The 21,323-nt window shown below is 35.2% G+C and carries 17 protein-coding genes; all 17 read left to right on the forward strand.

The features are described from left to right. Positions 1-3 precede the first annotated feature (3 nt). The 17 genes from WAX74_RS07885 (at position 4) to WAX74_RS07965 (ending at position 21,140) form a co-directional block, all read left to right on the forward strand. Positions 4-2,505: a phosphodiester glycosidase family protein gene (locus WAX74_RS07885; RefSeq protein WP_336497115.1), complete on the forward strand. Its 2,502-nt coding sequence runs from the start codon at positions 4-6 to the stop codon at positions 2,503-2,505. Positions 2,506-2,621: 116 nt separating this feature from the next. Beyond that, positions 2,622-3,035 (forward strand): hypothetical protein, encoded by a 414-nt coding sequence (locus WAX74_RS07890; protein ID WP_336497116.1) that lies wholly within the window; start codon positions 2,622-2,624, stop codon positions 3,033-3,035. 261 nt (positions 3,036-3,296) lie between these two features. Continuing rightward, positions 3,297-4,361 (forward strand): glycosyltransferase family 4 protein, encoded by a 1,065-nt coding sequence (locus WAX74_RS07895; RefSeq protein WP_336497117.1) that lies wholly within the window; start codon positions 3,297-3,299, stop codon positions 4,359-4,361. A 213-nt stretch (positions 4,362-4,574) separates the two neighbouring features. Further along, entirely contained in the window at positions 4,575-5,687 is a 1,113-nt protein-coding gene (locus WAX74_RS07900) for a DegT/DnrJ/EryC1/StrS family aminotransferase (protein ID WP_336497118.1), read from the forward strand. Positions 5,688-5,771: 84 nt separating this feature from the next. Continuing rightward, positions 5,772-6,509, forward strand: a complete 738-nt coding sequence (locus WAX74_RS07905) for a hypothetical protein (RefSeq protein WP_336497119.1) — start codon at positions 5,772-5,774, stop codon at positions 6,507-6,509. Next, positions 6,506-7,519 (forward strand): Gfo/Idh/MocA family protein, encoded by a 1,014-nt coding sequence (locus WAX74_RS07910; RefSeq protein ID WP_336497120.1) that lies wholly within the window; start codon positions 6,506-6,508, stop codon positions 7,517-7,519. Before WAX74_RS07905 ends, WAX74_RS07910 begins: the two co-directional genes overlap by 4 nt. A 513-nt stretch (positions 7,520-8,032) precedes the next feature. After that, entirely contained in the window at positions 8,033-9,349 is a 1,317-nt protein-coding gene (locus WAX74_RS07915; RefSeq protein ID WP_336497121.1) for a nucleotide sugar dehydrogenase, read from the forward strand. Positions 9,350-9,361: 12 nt separating this feature from the next. Then, the gene (locus tag WAX74_RS07920) at positions 9,362-10,093 is read left to right on the forward strand and encodes an acyltransferase (RefSeq protein ID WP_336497122.1); all 732 of its coding nucleotides are present in this window, start codon (positions 9,362-9,364) and stop codon (positions 10,091-10,093) included. Beyond that, positions 10,094-11,509 carry a lipopolysaccharide biosynthesis protein gene (locus WAX74_RS07925; RefSeq protein ID WP_336497123.1) on the forward strand — a complete coding sequence of 472 codons (1,416 nt, stop codon included), beginning with the start codon at positions 10,094-10,096 and terminating at the stop codon, positions 11,507-11,509. It abuts the gene before it with no gap. Between the two features lie 13 nt (positions 11,510-11,522). Continuing rightward, positions 11,523-13,121 (forward strand): asparagine synthase C-terminal domain-containing protein, encoded by a 1,599-nt coding sequence (locus WAX74_RS07930; RefSeq protein WP_336497124.1) that lies wholly within the window; start codon positions 11,523-11,525, stop codon positions 13,119-13,121. Continuing rightward, positions 13,118-14,182 (forward strand): non-hydrolyzing UDP-N-acetylglucosamine 2-epimerase, encoded by a 1,065-nt coding sequence (gene wecB, locus WAX74_RS07935; protein WP_336497125.1) that lies wholly within the window; start codon positions 13,118-13,120, stop codon positions 14,180-14,182. The genes WAX74_RS07930 and wecB overlap by 4 nt, the downstream gene beginning before the upstream one ends. A 224-nt stretch (positions 14,183-14,406) precedes the next feature. After that, the gene (locus WAX74_RS07940) at positions 14,407-15,702 is read left to right on the forward strand and encodes an oligosaccharide repeat unit polymerase (protein WP_336497126.1); all 1,296 of its coding nucleotides are present in this window, start codon (positions 14,407-14,409) and stop codon (positions 15,700-15,702) included. Then, on the forward strand, positions 15,699-16,814 hold the full coding sequence (locus WAX74_RS07945) for a glycosyltransferase (RefSeq protein ID WP_336497127.1): 1,116 nt from the start codon (positions 15,699-15,701) through the stop codon (positions 16,812-16,814). The genes WAX74_RS07940 and WAX74_RS07945 overlap by 4 nt, the downstream gene beginning before the upstream one ends. Further along, complete coding sequence (locus WAX74_RS07950) at positions 16,811-17,875, forward strand: glycosyltransferase (protein WP_336497128.1); 1,065 nt, start codon at positions 16,811-16,813, stop codon at positions 17,873-17,875. The genes WAX74_RS07945 and WAX74_RS07950 overlap by 4 nt, the downstream gene beginning before the upstream one ends. A 47-nt stretch (positions 17,876-17,922) precedes the next feature. Then, positions 17,923-18,786 carry a UTP--glucose-1-phosphate uridylyltransferase GalU gene (gene galU / locus WAX74_RS07955; protein ID WP_336497129.1) on the forward strand — a complete coding sequence of 288 codons (864 nt, stop codon included), beginning with the start codon at positions 17,923-17,925 and terminating at the stop codon, positions 18,784-18,786. 13 nt (positions 18,787-18,799) lie between these two features. Further along, positions 18,800-20,017: a glycosyltransferase family 4 protein gene (locus WAX74_RS07960; protein ID WP_336497130.1), complete on the forward strand. Its 1,218-nt coding sequence runs from the start codon at positions 18,800-18,802 to the stop codon at positions 20,015-20,017. A gap of 82 nt (positions 20,018-20,099) precedes the next feature. Next, positions 20,100-21,140 (forward strand): LCP family protein, encoded by a 1,041-nt coding sequence (locus WAX74_RS07965; RefSeq protein ID WP_336497131.1) that lies wholly within the window; start codon positions 20,100-20,102, stop codon positions 21,138-21,140. Positions 21,141-21,323: the final 183 nt, after the last annotated feature.

The raw sequence follows: 21,323 nt of genomic DNA on the forward strand, positions 1-21,323 counted from the left end.
TAAATGAAACAAAAAATGCTATACTTTTTTATTATTTTTGCTATCGTCACGGGTGCAATTTTTCAACCAAACCATGCAGAAGCACAAACTACCAAAGTCTATTGGGACGGTATTTTAATGGTTCCTGGTCAAGTAGGGAAAATTAAAGTAGTAAAACCGATCAACCTTTGGAAACGTACTTCAAATGGTTTAGAGTTTGAAAGAGTTTTAAAAGTAGGCGAACAGTATCGAGTTTACCGCTATGATAATTTATATGGCGGTCAATACGGACTTGGCGGCGGTATGTACATTACGAAAATGGCAGGCTATGTCGAGTATAAAACGCCTTCAAAAGCGAAATTAAAAGAGTTGGCAAATGCACAAGGAAATACAGTGCCAGGTTCAAATGATTCATCTCATTTATTTCCAACAGAAGCAACACCTACCCTTACAGGTGGTAAGGTTTTGAGTCAGTCTGTTACCCAACTAGCACCAGGAATTCGGAAAAAGTACTTTGATATTGATGGTGAAATTGGTGCTCAAAATGTATTTATGATTGAATATGATGGAAAAACATCTAATATCGCATTTAAAACAGAGCTTGCTAAAGATCAATTAATAGGTCTTGAAACAACTTCATCCCAAGCAAATAGTGTGGAACAAAATGATTCTTATCATGTAGTTGCGGGAGTAAACGCCGATTATTTTGATAAGCAAGGTCAACCGATAGATCTTATGATGATGGATGGTTCCATTGTTTCCACTCCACAAACAAATATAAATGAACTAGCCGTTTTAGGTATTAAAGCAGACAATAAAGCAATTATCGGTGCTCCTCAAATATCTATGAATGTTACTGTGAACGGACAATCATATGCTATTAACTCAGTTAATAGAAAGAGATTGGCAAATCATTTAGTAGTTTACACGAGAGACTTTGCAGCAACGACTAATACGAATGAGCTTGGCACAGAAGTTAGAGTGAAAGTAGAGTCAGGTAAATTAAATGGACAAGAAGTTTTAACAGGAACGGTAACTGAAAATGTTACAGGTGTAGGTAATGCTCCATTAAATAGTGGAGAAATCATTTTCTCTGGACATAACTTTGCAAGTCAGTTTTTACAAAACCTACAAGTTGGAGACAAAATTGAAATTCATACAACATTTGCTCCAACTGAATGGAATGATGTAAAAGAAGCTGTTAGTGGACGCTATCACTTAGTGAAAAACGGTACAATTCAAACGATTAATGTTGCTGGAGCTGCTCCGCGTACAGCTGTTGGTGTTAGAAAAGACGGAAGTATTTTCACAGCTGTAATTGATGGACGATCAACAGAAAGTAAAGGATTAACTTTACAAAACACTGCTAAGCTAATCAAAGATTTAGGGGCGAATTATGCAATGACCTTTGATGGTGGAGGTTCTTCAACACAAGTTACTAGAAATCTTGGAGATAGTAAAGTAACGGTAGACAACAAACCATCAGATGGTAATGAGCGAGCAGTTTCAAATTCTTTACTATTTATTAGTAACTATAAAACGAGTTCTTTATATACAATTACACCTTCATCAAATGTAGTAGAAGTATTCCAAGGTGCAGCATACACAGAATTGTCTGTTCCAGTTAAAGGAATCGATCAATACATGAACCCGGTAGCTGTAGCTGGTAACGGAAAAGTTACATCTTCCATATTGAAAACAAGTGGCGGGAAACAAGTAGTATCAGCTGCTCCAGGAACTTATTCAGGAGTAGTAACATATGACGGAAAAACAACTGACATCAAAATAAAAGTAACAAATACTTTAGATAGTATAGTTCCTTCTGTTAGTTTCTTAGAAGTTCCAAAAGGACAAACAGTTCAACTTTCTGTAAAAGGAATGAAAAATGGACAAGCAGTCTTAACAGAAGCATCAGTCTTTAACTGGACTTCAAATGTAGGAACAGTACAAGCTAATGGTAAATTTGCAGCTCAGAATAAAGATGGTGTCGGTACTATTACAGTGAAATATGGGACAAAATCTATTACTATTCCTGTAATAGTGGGAGAAGTTGCTCCAACTATATTAGAATCCTTTAATAAAGGTATTTTTAATTATGAAGCTACAGGAGACCGTGTGAAATCTGTTTCTGTTCAAGAAGCAAAGAATGATAGAGACGGTACGAAAGCTATCAAACTAGTTTATGATTTTACGAATACTTCAGGTACTTCCGGTGCATACATTAATGCAAAAACTAGATTGACTATCAGCACTCCTGCCAAAAAAATTGGTATGTGGGTTAAAGGTGATGGAAAAGGTAACTGGTTAAGAGCGCAACTAGAAGATGCTACTGGAAAAGTAATACATCTTGACTTTGATAAGAATGTAAATTGGACAGAATGGAGATTTGTAGAGGCGGTTGTTCCGACTGGCTTAACTTATCCACTAAAAATGGACCTTCCGGTTCGATACATGCAAACAGAAAATGCCAATAAATCAAATGGTGAAATAATTATTGATGATATCCAATCCATTTATAAAGACTAACTTTATATCCAATCTGGCAATCTATGATTCTATGTAAAAAGTAGTATTTATTGCCAACAAATTGGATTTGTGATAACGTAATTAGTATGATTTGTGCTAACTGTGGAGGGAAATAAATGGCTTCGGAAGAAAAAAATAAGGTGAGTAAAAATTCGCCTAGTTCATCAGTAGAAGAACAAGTACCAAGAGTAATAGGTTATTACAAACGTCAAGCATGGGCTCTAAAAGTGCTTGAAAAAATTGATCAAGAAAATGTTATTCAAGATGGTAAAAATATAATTTTAGCTTCTTCTATTATTCAATCCAAAAATGAATTGTACTTTCCAGCTTTTATTCGAATCAATACGAAAGAAAAAGGAAAAGTTGCAGGTGCTTATTTAATCTTAGAAGATGATGATAGTTTTCAATTATACCCACTTGAAAAAGCAATGGAAGAATTGGATATGGGTGAATTACTACCATTTAAGTATCGTACACTTGAGCCTATTGATGGAGATAGCTATCAAGTAAATTGGCCGGATTTCTCATAAGTATTGAAACTACGCCTAGGTAAAGAGGCGGAAAATAAGTAATTAAAAAGGTTCAGCTTTAAGTGGAGTGTATAGAAAAGACTGATTATCGCTTATAATGAAGCGAAAAGTCAGTCTTTTCTTTATTTATATTAAACTTGGTTACAACTCTATTTTTATAGTATAATCATTTACTGAGAGAAACTTTCATGTTGCTAATTCGTCTATTGGTTGAGTACAAAATAAAAATGAAACTTAAATAAAAAGACAAGGATGATATTTTTGGATATAAAATTACTTCTTGCTTTTATCGTATCTCTGGTAACGGCAATTGCTGTTACTCCACTCGTTATAAAATTGGCACATAAGATAGGAGCTGTAGATAAACCTAACAAGCGGAAGGTTCATCAAAACGTGATGCCAAGATTAGGTGGACTCGCAATATTCATTGCAGTAACAGTTGGATATTTTGTGGCAGGATTATATGAAGCAAAGATAACTGGTATTATTGTTGGTGCATTGATTATCATTGTTTTGGGAATAATAGATGACAAGTATGAAATTTCTGCAAAAATAAAATTATTAGGACAAATCCTTGCTGCTTGTGCAGTAATGGGAAGTGGTCTAACTATCGAAGTGTTAAATATTCCATTTTTAGGTGTATTTGATCTTGGGATATTTTCTTACGTCGTTACATTATTTTGGATTTTGGCAATTACAAATGCTATTAACTTAATTGATGGATTAGATGGTTTATCAGCAGGTATCTCCTCTATCGTATTTGCTAGTATTGCTTTTCTGGCATTTTCAGCAGATAAAATGTTAATATTAACTCTTTCCTTAATACTATTAGGTAGTACACTTGGGTTCTTATTTCATAATTTTCACCCAGCCAAAATATTTATGGGTGATACTGGATCCATGTTTTTAGGTTATTCTATCGCTATACTTTCTTTACTAGGATTGTACAAAAGTGTGACATTGTTTAGCTTTGTTGTACCAGTTATGATTTTAGGTGTACCTATTTTTGATACATCGTTTGCGATCATACGCAGACTTGTAAATAGAAAGCCGATATCGGTTGCAGATAAATCGCATTTGCATCATCGATTATTGGCGCTTGGTTTATCGCATCGAGATACGGTGTTAGTAATATATGGATTTGGTTTGATATTTAGTATCTCTGCTATTACATTTGAAACGTTAACGTTGAGATGGGCAATTTTTATCCTTGTCTTTATCTTAATAGCGTTTGAAATTATTGCAGAAAAAATTGGCCTTGTTAACGAAGATTATCGACCAATTATTTCTGTGTTCCGTAAGGTTGTTGGGTATAAGCGCAACTAGCTTTTTGGATGATGAGAAGCGTTTTATTGTTATATTGAGGCAGCGCGCGGGCCCACACGATTTGGGTCATGCAACCGTTGCGACAGGGATGTCGCGAACTTAGGTTGCCTCGAATGACAAGCGTTTTCAATCAGACAAAGAGAAATACCTTTAAAAGGGATTTTGTGCTTTTCACATATATATTTAATTTAATGATAGGTTGGTGTAAACGAAATGAAAGTACCGATGTTAGATTTATCTGAGCAATATGCATCATTAAAAAGTGAAGTATTAGAAGCGTTAGATAGTGTTATGAGTAGTTCTCAATTTATTCTAGGTGATAACGTGAAGAAACTAGAAGCGGATATCGCTAAGTATAGTAATGTGTCTCATGGAATAGGTTGTGGAAATGGTAGTGATGCAATACATATTGCGCTACAAGCTGCTGGAATTGGTGCTGGAGATGAAGTAATTACAACACCTTTTACATTTTTTGCAACAGGTGGAGCAATTGTAAGAGCTGGAGCAACTCCAGTCTACGCTGATATTGATCCAGTATCGTTTAATCTTGATCCAAACGAAATTGAAAAACATATTACAGATAGAACGAAAGCGATTATTCCAGTACATCTATATGGTCAAATGGCAGATATGGTGCGTATTCGTGAAATCGCAGATAAACATAATCTAATTGTAGTAGAAGATGCAGCTCAAGCGATTGGAGCTAAACAAGGAGATTATACTGTTGGGCAATTAGGAGACGCAGCTACTTACAGTTTCTTCCCGACTAAAAACCTTGGCGCTTATGGTGATGGCGGAATGGTCGTTACAAATAACGATGATATCGCTGAAAAAAGTAGAGTGATTCGAGTGCACGGTAGTAAACCAAAATACTATCATAGTGTTCTTGGGTATAATAGCCGTTTAGATGAGATACAAGCCGCAGTATTAAATGTGAAATTTCCTCATTTAGATACATGGAGCGAACAACGCAGAAAACATGCGGAATTCTATACAAGCTTACTAAACGAAAAAGTGTCAGAGCATGTTCAAACACCTGTAATCGTAGAAGGATTCTATCACGTATTCCATCAATACACAATATTGACTGAACGTCGTGATGAATTACAAGCTTATTTAAAAGAAAACGGTGTTGCAACGATGATTTATTACCCTCTACCATTGCATGTTCAACCTGTTTTTGAAAGCTTAGGATACAAAGAAGGGGATTACCCTAAAGCAGAAAAAGCTGCAAATCAAGCACTTTCTTTACCAATGTTCCCAGAATTAAAAGAGGAACAACAACAATACGTTGTAGAAAAGATTGCTGAGTTTTTTGCGAAATAATAAAACGGCGATTTGGTAGAGGGGAGCGTTAATACGTTTCCCTCTACCTGCCTATATTTAGATGTTTTTTGAAGGAGACGCGAAATGTCGGAAAATAAAAGCTATCGTTTATACGATTCATTAGAATTTTTTTGGAGAAAGAAAATTTGGTTTATTATTATTCCATTAATTGTTGCTGTTCTAGGCTATTTTGGTTCTATGTTAATACCAAAAGATGGTGATTATGTTGGGAAGAGTACTGTGTTCACTGGTTCCGTAAAACTAGAAGCTTTAACAAATCCTGATCATATCATGGCTAAATATGGTCAACATTTCTCGGGGAAATCTGAAGTGTTTGTACCAACTAGAAGTTATATTAAAGCAGAAGTTTATGGTGATAATGAAGAAACTGTAGAAAAAGAGCTTAATCAGTTTAATAAACAGCTGTTAGAAGCATTAATGACTCAACATGATAGAATTATTTCGAGTACAGAAGCATATGCTACTACCCAATCAGAACGTGTGAAAACGTTAAACACAACGATTGAAGCCTATAAAAATGCTTTGGCGAGCACTGATAATCTAACAGTAATTAACAATTACACAACTTTGTTAAGTGCCGCTGAGATGGATTTAACAAATGCTATGGCTACTGTGCAACGTGTTAAAAATGATATCATTGTATTCGAAACACCTGAACTAGCAAAGACAAATGTTGCGAAAACTAAATCGTACGGTGTAGAAGGTGCGGTTGCTGGGTTCGTTTTAGGAATACTATTGGCAATCTTTATTTTGTCTTTATGGAAATACATCTTAGAAGCAAGAGGGAGTAGAAGAGCATGATTCAATTTGCAATTGTAGGTATGGGTTTCATCGCAGATAAACATATAGCTGCTATTCGCAATACAGAAGGCGCTAACTTATTTGCCATTTGTGATACAAACCCAGAAAGACTAACGATAGATGATGAAAACGTATTGAAATATACTGATTTAGATAAAATGCTTGCGGACAACCCTCAAATTGATGTAGTGAATATATGTGTGCCATCTGGTCTTCATGCTAATTTGACAAAAATTGTTGCGAAGTATAAAAAACATATTATTACGGAAAAACCAATGGCTTTAAATTCAGGCGATGCGAAAGAAATGATGGAAGTGGCGAGACATGAGGGTGTAAAACTTGCAATTGTCCACCCTAATCGATACCGTCCGGCAATAATGGAAGTTCGTAAACTGATGGATGCTAATGGTTTTGGTAAGATAAGCCATGCAAATGCAACTGTTCGCTGGAACAGGGGACAAGAATATTACGATCAAGCTCCGTGGAGAGGAACGAAAAAATTTGACGGTGGCGTTCTAATGAATCAAGCAATACATAATTTAGACTTACTTCTTTGGTTTATGGGCCCAGTAAAATCAGTTCAGGGAATGGTTGCAACAAGATTCCGCGATATCGAAACAGAAGACGTTGCGACTGGAATTGTTGAATTTGAAAGTGGAGCACTAGGCGTAATAGAAGCTGCTACAACCATTTATCCTCAAAACCTTGAAGAATCCCTTTCCATTTTTGGAGAGACTGCTAGTGTGAAAGTTAGCGGGAAGAATGCTTTGTTTATTGAAACGTGGGATGTAGAAGGGTATAAAGAAGAGGAAGTAGAATCATTAAAGTCACGTATCCAAAACGATCCTTGGGGTAAAAAAGGACATGACTGTATTATTGAGGATATGGTTGCTGCTATAAATGAGAATCGTGAGCCCGCTGTAAGTGGTTTAGACGGGTATAATCCGGTTCGTTTAATCGAAGCTATCATTGAATCATCCGAAACAGGAAAACGTATTACTTTCTCTTAATTAATTGTCCAATTATTTATTACTGTTGATTTTGATTTTTAACAAGCGGGATTACTTATCTGTAATTGCAGATATTTGAAGCGATTAATAGATTTTACTTCAAGCACCCTTCAAGAGCAGCAGAAACACGGATGTGCGCTTTCCGCACGCTACGCATGAGCCTCCGCAGGATGAGTCGCTCCTTCGTCGCTTCCACATCCTTTACGGGGTCTCATTCTTCGCGCTCCTGCGGCATGTAAGGCGCACATCCTGAAAACACCGATTGATACAGTATCAAAAGGTTTACCCAGTATTAGCTATTCAGGAAAAATGATTGTCATACATTGCGAAAAGAGCTGAAAATTGCCATTTGATCCCGTGCAAACGCCAAAAGCCTAGATGATTAGAAAGTAGAATACATTATACTTTCTAATCTGTTAAAGAAGCGTTAGTATATTGCAAGTACCTTATAATTATGGTGCATATGAAAAAACAAGTTTTACTATACTTATTGATAATAAAGGAGAGACTATAATGTCTACATACTATGAAGAATTATTAGCAAAAATTGAAAACCATACTGCCGTGATCGGTGTTGTAGGATTAGGTTATGTTGGATTACCACTTGCGGTTGAAAAAGCAAAAGCTGGTTACAATGTAATTGGTTTTGATGTACAAGAATCTAAAGTACAACAAGTAAACGAAGGTGTTAACTATATTGGTGACGTAGTAGATAATGATTTAAAAGATATGGTTGAATCAGGTCACTTAAAAGCATCTTCTGATTATGGTTCTATCAGTTCTGTGGATGCAGTAGCTATCTGTGTTCCAACACCTTTAGATATTTATCAACAACCTGATACTTCTTATGTTGAAAGTTCTGTAAATGAAATTGCTAAATATGCTAAAAAAGGAACACTTGTTGTTCTTGAATCAACAACATACCCAGGTACTACTGAAGAAATTATTAGAAAAGCTTTAGAAGATAAAGGATTTACTGTAGGTGAAGATATTTTCATCGCGTATTCACCAGAGCGTATCGATCCAGGTAATAAAAGCTTTAATACAAAAAACACACCAAAAGTAGTTGGTGGTATTACAGAAAAATGTACGAATGTAGCAGCTGCACTTTATAGCAGTGTATTAGATGGTGATGTGCATAAAGTTTCAAGCCCTGCAATTGCTGAAATGGAAAAGATTTTTGAAAACACATTCCGTCATATTAATATTGCACTAGCAAATGAAATGGCTATTCTATGTGAAAAAATGGGAATCGACGTTTGGGAAGTTATTGATGCAGCAAAAACAAAACCATATGGCTTCATGGCGTTTTACCCAGGTCCTGGTCTAGGTGGACACTGTATTCCGATCGATCCATTCTATTTAACTTGGAAAGCTAGAGAATATAACTACCACACAAGATTGATCGAATTAGCTGGTGAAATTAATAACTCTATGCCAGACTACGTTATTACACGTGCAATGCAAATATTAAACGACGATGGTAAAGCACTACGTAACGCAAAAGTTCTTTTACTTGGTGTTGCTTACAAAAAAGATATCGACGATATGCGTGAATCTCCATCATTAAAATTAGTTGAGTTGTTATTACATCATGGTGCAGAGTTTAAAACGGTTGACCCGCATGTAGAGAAATTCAGAGTAAATGGTCAAGTTTTAGAAACAACTGAATTAACGGATGAACTTCTTGAGGCGGCAGATATTGTAGTCTTAGCAACGGATCATACTGCATTTGATTATGCAAACATCGCGAAAAAATCAAAAGTAATTTTTGATACTCGTAATGCATTCAAAGGTATTGAAACTCCAAATCGTTATATCAAACTATAAGGGGCTGCGAACATGAACTTTATACATGAAACTGCTGAACTTGGCGAAAATACAACTGTTGGTTATTTCTCTGTCATTGAAGAAGGCGCGAAAATTGGTAACAACGTTCGTGTAGGTAATCGTGTAACGATTCATGCCGGCTCAATTATTGGTGATGGTACAACAATTGATGATGGAGCAGTAGTTGGAAAACAACCAAAACCTGCTAAAACAAGCACGATGCAAATTACAAAAGAAATTCCCCCGCTACAACTTGGAAAAGAATGTACTGTTGGGGCTAATACAATTATATATAGAGGAGCAGTGATTGGTGAAAGTACACTAATCGCTGACCTTGCTACAGTAAGAGAAGATGTGCAAATCGGCTCATTCGTAATTATTGGACGTAATGTTACAGTAGAAAACTTTGTAACGATTGGTGACCGTACGAAAATTCAATCAAACTCCTATATTACAGCACACTCTACTCTGGAAGATCGAGTATTCATCGCTCCTTGTGTGACGACTACAAACGATAACTTTATGGGAAGAACGGAAGCACGGTTTGATAAAATCCGTGGTGCTATAGTAAAAAGAGGAGCTCGTGTTGGAGGAGCATCTATTATTCTACCTGGAATAACAATTGCGGAAGAAACATTTGTAGCCGCGGGTGCAATCGTTACGAAAGATACGGAAGAAAAAACAGTTATTAAAGGATTCCCTGCAAAAATCATGAAAAATGTGCCTGAGGAGGAACTTCTCTAAGTGTTTTCTCAGCTAAAACGTTTAGGAGCGGATTCGCTCCTTTACGCATTTATGAATGTAGGAACAAAACTTATCGCTTTTATACTGTTTCCTTTATATGCCCACTATTTTAATGATACGTCGCAAATAGGTTTGCTTCAGCTTGTGGATACCAATGTATCGATGCTTACTTTCTTGGTGATTTTTGGTACTGATTCTGCTTTAGCATATTATTATTTTGAATATAAAGATAAACAAACTCGTGAAAAATATGTTCGTTCCGTAATGACTTTCCGATTATCGATGGTTATCTTATTATTCGTCGTATTTTTAATTGGTGGAGATTGGCTTTCTTCAATACTATTAGACTCCAGTGGATACTCTCAATTATTCTACATTGCACTCGGAACACTTTGCTTAGACACTATAGTAACACTAGTATTAACGATTTTAAGATATGAATTTCATACTAAGAGAGTGGTAGCTACAACTGTTGGAAAGATGCTTTTGATAGCCATCGTTTCTATTCTCTTCTTAATGTTCGTTTGGACTTCACTTGAAGGTATACTATTAGCACGATTAATAAGTGTAGGAATCATAGTATTAGTATTAATAAAACCAGTAAGAGTATACTTACGCCCTTTGTTTGATTGGAGTATTTTAAAGAAAATTTTAATTTATGCCGCTCCTTTAGTTCCTGCATCTTTAGCTTTTTGGATAATCGCAAATGCAAATAATTATTTTTTAACAGCTTATGCAACAATATCTGATGTTGGGATTTACGGTACAGCTATTAAATTTGCTACATTCATTACTTTACTGACTAGTGGAATACAACTAGCTTGGAGACCATTTTCAATGTCATTAAAAGATAAAGAAAGTAGTCCAAAGTTATTTTCTACTTTGTATGCAGCTTTCTTATTGATAGGTAGTTTAGGAGTTTTATTATTAGCTACTACTATGCCGTGGATTATTATGGTTATGCCTGAAAAATTTAGAATTGCATTTCAATATGTAGCACCAATTTCTATCGCTACATTTTTAAGTTTTTATTATATGATTGTCTCAACAGGGATATTTTACACTAAACAGACGAAACATATTTCTATCGCATTTGGAATTGCAGCAGTTGTATCGTTAATATTAAATTTTATATTCGTGCCGATTTTTTCAATATGGGGTACTGTTATTTCGTATGTTGGAGCATATTGTTTAGCTTTATTTATCGTGTTCCGCAAAAGTCAAAAGCTCTACTATGTGCCATTCTCAGGATTTAAGATGGCTTGGACAATCTTTTGGTTAATTGCCGCTACACTTGGCATTGTATATATTCAAATAGAAGAATTAAATAGTTGGTTAATAGCAGGAGTATGGATTGTATTTATTATCTTAATACTACTTGTTCGAATGGATAAATATTTTGTGAAGAGAAAGTAATGGGGGAAAAGACATGTCGAAAAATTGTATAACTAACCTTAGGCATAAAGATTTTTATCCTATTAAAGGTGTGGGGTATGAAGGTTTTTTTAGAGGTTATTTCTACTATGAAAATCAATATGTCACCCATGAAAATTTTGCGAGCCTATTTAGTAATGATGATCTTATTTCCATGGAGTTTGCTCGATGGAATGGAGAATATGCTTTAATTTTTAAGAATGAAGATAAAACAACGCTTGTTACGGATATGAAACGATCTATTCCACTCTTTTATTCAACAGACAAAGAAGAAAACTGGATTGTTCAGGATTTTATCGAGCCACATGCAGGTATGAAATTGAGAAAAGAGTCTGAAGAGGAATTTCTTGTAACAGGGTTTGTCTTTAGAGATAAAACCTTATTTGAAGATTGGTATCAGGTGCCAGCAGTTTCAACTGTAACTTTGACGGACAAAGCAAAGCAAACTTATTATTATTCGTACGTGTTGGAGAAAGAGCCAGAATCCATTGATTCATTTGCAGAAGAGCTTGAACATGTGTTTCATTCATTGTTTGACGATTTGGCAAATAGATTACAAGGAAAACAAATTGTCATTCCACTAAGTGGTGGATATGATTCAAGATTAATCGCTCTTATGTTGGTGGAAAGAGGCTTGAAAGATTCTATCACTACCTTTACATATGGTAGACCCGGTAATGGAGAATCCACAATGAGTAAGCAAATTGCGGACAGTCTTGGCCTTAAGTGGAAATACTTCGCTTATGATAAAAAGATGTGGGAAGAAATGTATCAATCACCTGATTGGAAAGACTATGTTGTGTATTCTAGTAACGGAGTTTCTGTAGCGCATCTTCAAGACTTTCCAAGTACGAAGCTTTTAGTGCAAGAGGAAAATCTAAAGGATGCCGTATTTTTACCAGGACACTCATTAGATTACTTGGCTGGTGGACATTTACCATACGAATCGATTGTTAATAAAGATTTTGAAGTAAGTGAAATTCAAACATTTATTATGAATAAGCACTTCCGATTATGGGAGCTATCAGGTGAGAAAAGCTATGCTTCGACTACTATTGGTAGAGGGCTAATAAAAGATATAGAAGTTTACTCAAATTACACCAATGAGCGTGTCACTTCTATTATTGATGAGTGGAACTGGAGAGAAAGACAATCAAAGTTTATTATAAATTCTGTTAGAGTTTATGAATACTTTGGACAAGGATGGTCGCTTCCATTGTGGGATGATCGATTGATTCACTTTTTTAGCAAGATTCCTGTAGATTTAAAGTATAAAAAATATTTGTATGATTACACATTGCATAAAATGTATCCTGATTTTTATCCGTTACCGGAAAAGCCAGGTCCTGAAAATTCAATGAGAAATAAATATGGATTACTCTACCCTTTATTGCGTAAAATATATCGAACGAAAAATCTTTACCGAAAATATTTTGATGAACCGATGGAATGGTATGGGATTTATCCAACGTATAAAAAATACGTCAAATCGCTAACGTTTAAAAGAGATGGTCAAAAATACGAGCACCCATACAATATTAATTCGTTTATCGTAAAAGATATGATTCAAATGATAAAGGAGATTACAAAATGAAAGTTCTTACCATTTTAGGGGCAAGACCACAATTTATAAAAGCAGCTCCAGTTTCACGAGTGTTACGGGAAGAGGTAACTGAGCTAATTGTCCATACGGGACAACATTATGATGCAAATATGTCAGACATCTTCTTTGAAGAGTTGAACATCCCTAAACCAGACTATCATTTAGGCATTGGTTCTGGAAATCATGGAAAGCAGACTGGCGAGATGCTTGCTAAAATTGAAGAAATTATTTTAACAGAAACACCGGATTTTGTACTTGTATACGGGGATACTAACTCTACACTTGCAGGTGCACTTGCTGCGGCTAAACTCCATATTCCAATTGTACATATCGAAGCAGGGCTTAGAAGCTTTAATATGAAAATGCCAGAAGAAGTAAACCGTATATTAACTGATCATGTTTCGAGCTTACTTCTTTGCCCAACCGATACTGCTATCCAAAACTTAACAAACGAAAATATTACGAATGGCGTTTATAATATAGGTGATGTTATGTATGACGCGGTACTATACAATAAAACACTTGCGGAATCCACATCTACTATTTTAGAACGTGAACAATTACAAGCAAAAGATTATTTACTGATTACGATTCACCGAGCAGAAAATACGGATGATGTTGATCGTATGAAATCGATTTTAGATGCATTTAGTCAAATTCCAGACAATAAAGTTTGGCCGATTCATCCGCGCACGAAGAAAAAGCTAGAGGATTATGGTTTCCAATTGGATAAAATCCCTAACTTACAAGTAATTGAGCCGGTTGGTTATTTAGATATGCTTTCTTTAGAAATGAATGCGAAAAAAATTGTAACTGACTCTGGTGGAGTTCAAAAAGAAGCATATTTTGCTGAAGTACCTTGTGTTACAGTACGAGACCAAACTGAGTGGGTTGAAACACTAATAGAAGACGCGAATATCCTTACTGGTACAGATACAACTAAAATTGTGGAAGCTGTACAAAAGCAAGTGACTCCATCTTACACTCCTGTTTTTGGAGATGGAAAAACAGCTGAAAAAGTGTTAGCTTTGCTAAAGGAATATTTATCTTAATTCAGTAACTCAAGCTAAAGCCTCTGGAGGATACCATCGATTTTTTAGAAGAACTTACCGAGTGAGCTCGATAAAAATCTAGGTGTGATTACGACGAGGTGTAATTGATGAAATTAAAGTAGGTGTGAGCGTTGTTAATTTTTAGCATATGGCTCTTTACTGTGGTGGCTTCCACATACCTTTTCCATAAGGTTTCTGGAAGCCTTTCTCTTGTAAAGCCAAATATGATTTCTATAATATATTATTATTCATTCCTTATCTCCAGTTATATTGGCGGATTATTAATCGCATTAGGAATAGATGATTATTATATGATCAAAAGAATGGACCATGAGGAATATCGGATCATTGGATTTGTTTTATTGACGATATTAATGATTTTGTTCCCACTTACGCAGCTAGTTGTAGGGAGACTTTTTGGTTTTAATGCACCATTAGAATTTGAACGATACCTACATGAACCCGTTCGTACAAGTGTAGATAAGAATAAGAAAATATTTCAACTCGCATTCTCTGCTCTTGCAGCAATTTCTATTTTAGCTGTTGCTTATACATTATTAAAAACGCATTCAGTTCCTATTTTTGAGCTATTAAAGGGTAATACAGAGGATCTTGCGAAGATGCGAATAGATGCAGCAAGAGGTTTTAATGGAAATGTATATATACGAAATATCTTTGGAATTGCTTTAACGCCAATACTATCGATCATTGCATATGTATATGCAATTCAGACAAGAGAATTCTTATGGAAGACACTATTCTTTATGCTTTTCATTTCTTCTGTATTAATTACTACATATGATTTAGCAAAATCTCCCATTTTCTTTTATGTCATCATGTTGATACTTGCGAGAGTTTATTCAAAAAGCTTAGTGCTTAATTGGAAGAAGATAAGTGGGTACCTAATAGCAGGTACAGTACTGTTAGTCGTTATGTATATTGCAATTCAAGGAGTGACAGAGGTAGAAAGCTTTTTAGCTTATAATACTGGTCCAATCGGAAGAATTATTTTGGCACAAATTTCACCGTTCTTTTTGCATATAGATACATTCTCTCACTCAATATCTTTATTAGAAGCAAAAGGGCTGCCTTCTTTTATTATTGGCTTTTTTGATATGGAACAAGTTCGTTCTGGTCGAATGATGATGGAAAATGTTTTTCCAGAGAACGTGGATAAAGGAACAGGAGGAGTATTAAATACAATATTCCTTGGAGAAGCTTTTGCTACTTACGGGTATTTTGGAGTTATTGCTGCAATTATTTACGTTGCTGCAATCATACAAATTATTTATATGCTCTTTATGCGACTACGAAAAACACCAGTAGTTATCGCGTTATTTGTATATTTTACGATTAATATACCAAGAACACTTGTTGGTGGGGTTTCCGATTTCTTGTTTAATCCTATTTGGGTTATGACGACAGTCGTTTTAGCTGGATTATATATTTTAGAGCAGTACTTTATGGTTATATGGAGTTTTCTAATGAGTAAAGTGATGAAGAAAAGAGTGAAGGCATGAAGAATATAATCATTTATTATCCTTTTACAGTCGCTTCCAATCCTAAAAGTGGCTCTGCGATACGTCCAGTAGAAATGATGAAGGCTTTTGAAGTATATGCTGAAAAGTATGGACTTGAAATGATCGTTATATCTGGTACTAGTAAAGAAAGACGTGTACTTTGGAACAAGATTGTAGAAGAGAAAAAACACGAGCAAACATTGTTTTGTTATTCTGAAAATCAAACAATTCCTCTTTGGCTAACCGATCCTGGTCATAAACCACAGGATTGGAAAATTGATAAAGATGTATTTCAAACATTAAAGAAACTTAATGCCCCGATTGGCGTATTTTATCGAGATGTCTATTGGAAGTTTGACGAGCTCTATTCTTTAAAAGGTTTGAAAAAATTCGTCATGCAAACTATTTATAAAATAGAAGAAAAGTTTTACGAAAAATATGTGCATACAATCTTTTTACCAAGCGATGCGATGGGGCAATATGTAAATATACACACTGAAAAAATGGCACTTCCGCCAGGTGGACGTTATGCAAATATGCGTGTAAATACAAATGAGATTCAACAACCGTTTAAGGGAATTTATGTTGGTGGGATTAACAATGATGATTATGGATTGCCTACTCTCGTGGCGGCTTATGAGTTATTAAATAAAGACAGTATTTTAGGTGAACTAGTTATTGTTTGTCGTGAAGATGAATTTAACCAATTAAGTAAAGAAGATAAAAAAAAGATAAATAAAGATTATATTTTGTTGAAGCATGTTAGTGGGGCAGAGCTACAACAAGTATATGAAGAAGTAGATTTTGCCTTTATTCCACGAAAAAGATCGGTCTACAATGATTTTGCAGTTCCAATTAAGCTTGTGGAATATTTAACAGCAGGCCTACCAATTATCGCAACAAACTGTTCCGCACAAGAGGATTTTATCCAGTCTGGTCCTTATGGAGTTATTACAACTGACGATGCAGAAGGACTTGTAAAAGGAATGCAATCAATCAAGCCACATTTTGCAACATATAAAAGAAATATTCAACAATCATTTTTACAGAAGCATGCATGGAATGAACGTGCCGAACAAGCGGCGCATGCGCTTATAGGAGGCATAAAATGAAAATAGCATTATTAGCTCCAAGTAGATCTATTCATACGCAAAAGTGGGCTTTGTTTTATCAATCACAAGGCATAGAAGTAAAAGTATATACGTTTAAAGATCATTACTCTGATGCCAATGCTAAATTAGTACCTACTGAGATTTTACCAAAAGTATTGCCAGGTAAAGCTTCCTATTTAGCGGCAGCACCTGCTTTAAAAAAGATGCTAAATGATTGGAAACCTGATATTTTACATTCACACTTTGTATCAAGCTATGGCTTATTAGGTGCGATGGTTAATTATAAAAAGTATTTTGTTTCCGTATGGGGAAAAGATATTTTTGTGTTCCCTAAAAAAGGCAAACTAAATAAAATGCTAATCGAATTTACGTTAAGTAAAGCAACTGCGATTTGTTCTACTAGTCATGTTATGGCGAAAGAAACTAATCTATACACAAATCGTCCAGTAGAAGTAACTCCTTTTGGTGTAGATATTGAACAATTTTACCCTTCTGATGAACTTGCTGAAACAGACGAAAAAGTTATCGTTGGGACAGTTAAAGCTCTTGAAGACAAATACGGTATTGCCGATTTAGTTAGAGGCTTTGCATTGTTCCATAAGGAATTTCCGAATTCTGAGCTTATTATTACAGGTGATGGCCCACAAAGAGCTGAATATGAGCAAATTGCAAAAGATTTAGGTATCGATGAGGTTACAACCTTCACTGGTAGAGTACCGAATACCGAAGTACCTAATGTCATTCGTAAAATGTCCATTTTTGCTGTTCCTTCTACCGAGGATAGTGAAAGTTTCGGTGTAGCTGCAGTTGAAGCAATGGCTTGTGGTGTCCCGGTTGTCGTTTCCAACGTAGGCGGCTTGCCAGAAGTAGTCGTACAAGACGTAACTGGCATTGTAACCGATAAAAACAGTCCAGATCAGCTAGCCGCGGCATTTAAAAAGTTAGCTAGAAATAGTGATTTGAGAGCTGCTATGGGAAAAGCTGGAGTGGAACATGTGAAGGAGCATTATAGCTGGATCGATAATGCGCATTATATGCTTTCTTTATATAAAAAATATTGATCTGTTGTTGTTTCAATACTGACTGATAAATGAAAAGGGGAATGAACATGATTAAAAAAGCGGTTATTCCTGCAGCAGGATTTGGAACTCGTTTCCTTCCTGCAACAAAAGCATTGCCAAAAGAAATGCTACCAATTGTAGATAAACCAAATTTACAATATATTATTGAAGAAGCAATTGCTTCTGGTATTGAAGATATAATTATTGTGACAGGTCGCAATAAAAAATCGATGGAAGATCATTTTGACAAATCGATAGAATTGGAATTACTATTGAAAAAAACAGGTAAACTAGAGTTACTTGAAACAGTAGAAAACATTTCTAACTTAGTGGATATTCATTATATGCGCCAAAAAGAACCACTTGGTTTAGGACATGCTATTCTTTGCACGAAAAAGTTTATCGGTAATGAACCATTTGCTGTATTACTTCCTGATGACATTATTGATGCAGAAGTTCCTGCATTAAAACAAATGATTAATAAGTATGAACAGGTAGAAAGCAGTATTCTTGGTGTTAATGAAGTGCCTACAGAAGACGTCAATAAATACGGAATTGTAGATTATAGTGAAGCAGAAAATGATTTATTTTCAGTGAAACGATTAGTGGAAAAACCTTCTATCGAAAATGCTCCATCCAACCAAGCAATTGTAGGACGTTATATTTTAACACCTGGTATTTTTGATGAGTTGGAAAAAGTACAACCAGATGCTAAGGGTGAAATTCAGTTAACCGATGCAATTGATTCCTTACTAAAAAAAGAATCTATTTACTCTTACATATTCGAAGGAAAACGATATGACGTTGGAGACAAATTCGGTTTTTTACAAGCAACTTTTGACTTTGCATTGAAGCGTGACGATTTAAAAGAACCGTTACTTGCTTATTTGAAGAATAAATTGAAAGAATAAAACGGTGATATCTATGCGTATTGTATATTTGTGTCAACACTTTCCACCTGAAACAGGTGCTCCGCAAATCCGTGTATATGAGGTAAGTAAAGAACTGCTAGCTCAAGGGCATGATATTCAAGTAGTTACTGCTTTTCCGCATCATCCACACGGTATAATTCCGGATGAATATAAAGGAAAAAAATATGAATTTGAAAAATGGGACGGTATTCCGGTTCACCGTACATGGATTTATCCATCTAAAAAGGGAACATTTTGGAAGCGTTTAGTTTCTTATTTTTCATTTACATTTAGCTCTTTTTACGGTTTAATGAAAGCTGGAAAAGTAGATGTCATTATAGTAAACTCACCTCCCATCTTTTTAGGCTTGACTGGTTTATTGAGTGCGAAACTAAAAGGTGCGAAGTTTGTATTTAATGTGGCGGATGTTTGGCCAGAATCTGCTGTGAAGCTAGGACTGGTTAAAAACAAGTTTTTTATTAAACTTGCTGAAATTTTAGAATCCTTTCTTTACAAACATTCCTGGAAAATTGCAACTGCAACAGATGGAATAAAATCCTATATTATTAATCATTCACAACCGGCGGATAAAGTGTTTGTATTGCCAAATGGAGTAAATACAAAATTTTTCCAACCTGCCGAAAGAGATGCGGACTATGTTGAAAAGTTCAATTTACAAGATAAATTTGTATTTTCATATGGTGGAAACTTAGGGTATGCTCAAGGGCTAGAGTTTATTTTATATGCTGCCAAAAAAATGCAAGATATTTCTCCAGACGTTCATTTCTTAATTGCAGGAGCTGGTCCTGAGGAAGAAGAGCTACATCAACTAAAAGAAGAACTTGGTCTTATGAATATGACATTTTTAGGCCATCTTCCTTTAAAAGAAATGCCAAAATTGTTTTCTGTTACAGATGTTAGCATTGTACCTTTAAGAGATTTAGAATTGTTCGAAGGTGCTCGCCCATCTAAAATTTTCCCTGCCGCTTCATCAGGAGTACCTGTACTGTATTGTGGAAAAGGAGAAAGTGCAGAAATCATTACTAAAAACGGGATAGGCTTAGTTGCTATGCCTGAAAACGTCGAATCTATTGCTAGTACGATGTTTGATTTTGTCGAATTAAATGAAGAAGAAAGAAGGGAAATGCAGGAGAACGGTCGGAAACTAGCAATTAATGAATATAGCTGGTCATCTATTGTCAAAGATCTTTTGCACAACCTTACGAAATAGTAATAGTCTTTTCATATACATGCAGAAGAAATTTATGTATAATTGGTTAGATTATATTTTATAAGTAAAGTAGGGAAAGAAAATGGCTACTTCACGTCGGACAAAGCGTAAATCAAAGACCAAAAGAAAAATTTTATATACAGTATTAACCGTGTGCATGCTATTGTTTTCTGCAGTCATCGTTTTTGCAACTAATCTATCTCTCGAGACAAAAAATGCAACCTCTAAAATGTATGAACCTCTTGATAGTGAAGTAACAAAAAATGATTCGACAAAGAAATATGAAAATGCGAAAGCCGAAGACTCCGCTTTCACAATTTTATTAGCAGGGATTGAAAATCAAGAAGGTGCAAGATATGGTCGTTCAGATGTACTAATTGTCGCAACTATCAATCCAAAAACCGAAAAAATATCCATGGTTAGCCTTCCTCGAGATATGAAAGTTTATATTCCCGATCTTGGCTACAAGGATAAAATAAATCATTCATATGCGAATGGTGGTATTAACTATACAGTTAATACAATAGAAGAATTACTAGATATTCCTATTGATTATTATGTTTCTACTGATTTCCAAGGGTTTGAAGATATCGTTGATACTGTAGGTGGAGTAGATGTAGATGTTCCATTTACTTTTAAAGCTCAGCTTACAGGTAGTTTAAAATGGAAGTCATACACGGAAGGCCCAATGTTTTTAAATGGAAATGAAGCGCTTGCTTATGTTCGTATGCGTAAAAGTGATCCTCAAGGTGATATGGGACGTAATCTTCGTCAGAAACAGGTCATTGAAGAGGTCATTAACAAAGCCACAAGCGTAAGTAATATTACAAAAATTGACGACATGATTGCTGATGTCGGAAATAACGTAAAGACAAATATTCCAACTTCTGAATACTTCGGTCTAATTAAAATGTATCAAAAGATTAAGTCTTCCCCAATTGAGCAGCTTCAAATTGAAGGCGATAACGATACAAGTAGTGGCTCTTATTATTACATTCCGAGAGAAGATTCTCTGGAAGAGGTAAGAAGCCGACTTAAACTTAACTTAGATGACTTTGGACAAAAAGCATCAAGCGAAACGAAAATAACAACGCAAGTAAATGATTTATCAATAGGCAAGTGAAACGAGTCGGTCGTAATGGCCACTCGTTTTTTTTGTTGAAATTTCTGCAACACTTGGATGGCATCTTAATTTAAATACATAGAGATATTAAACTAGTTACAAATTGACTAGATCTAGTTTAAGTCTAAAAAGGATTTGTTAATATCCAAAAATACAATTATTGGCTAAGGGCAATCAATTGAG

The sequence above is a fragment of the Psychrobacillus mangrovi genome (assembly GCF_037104765.1).
Lineage (GTDB): Bacteria > Bacillota > Bacilli > Bacillales_A > Planococcaceae > Psychrobacillus > Psychrobacillus mangrovi.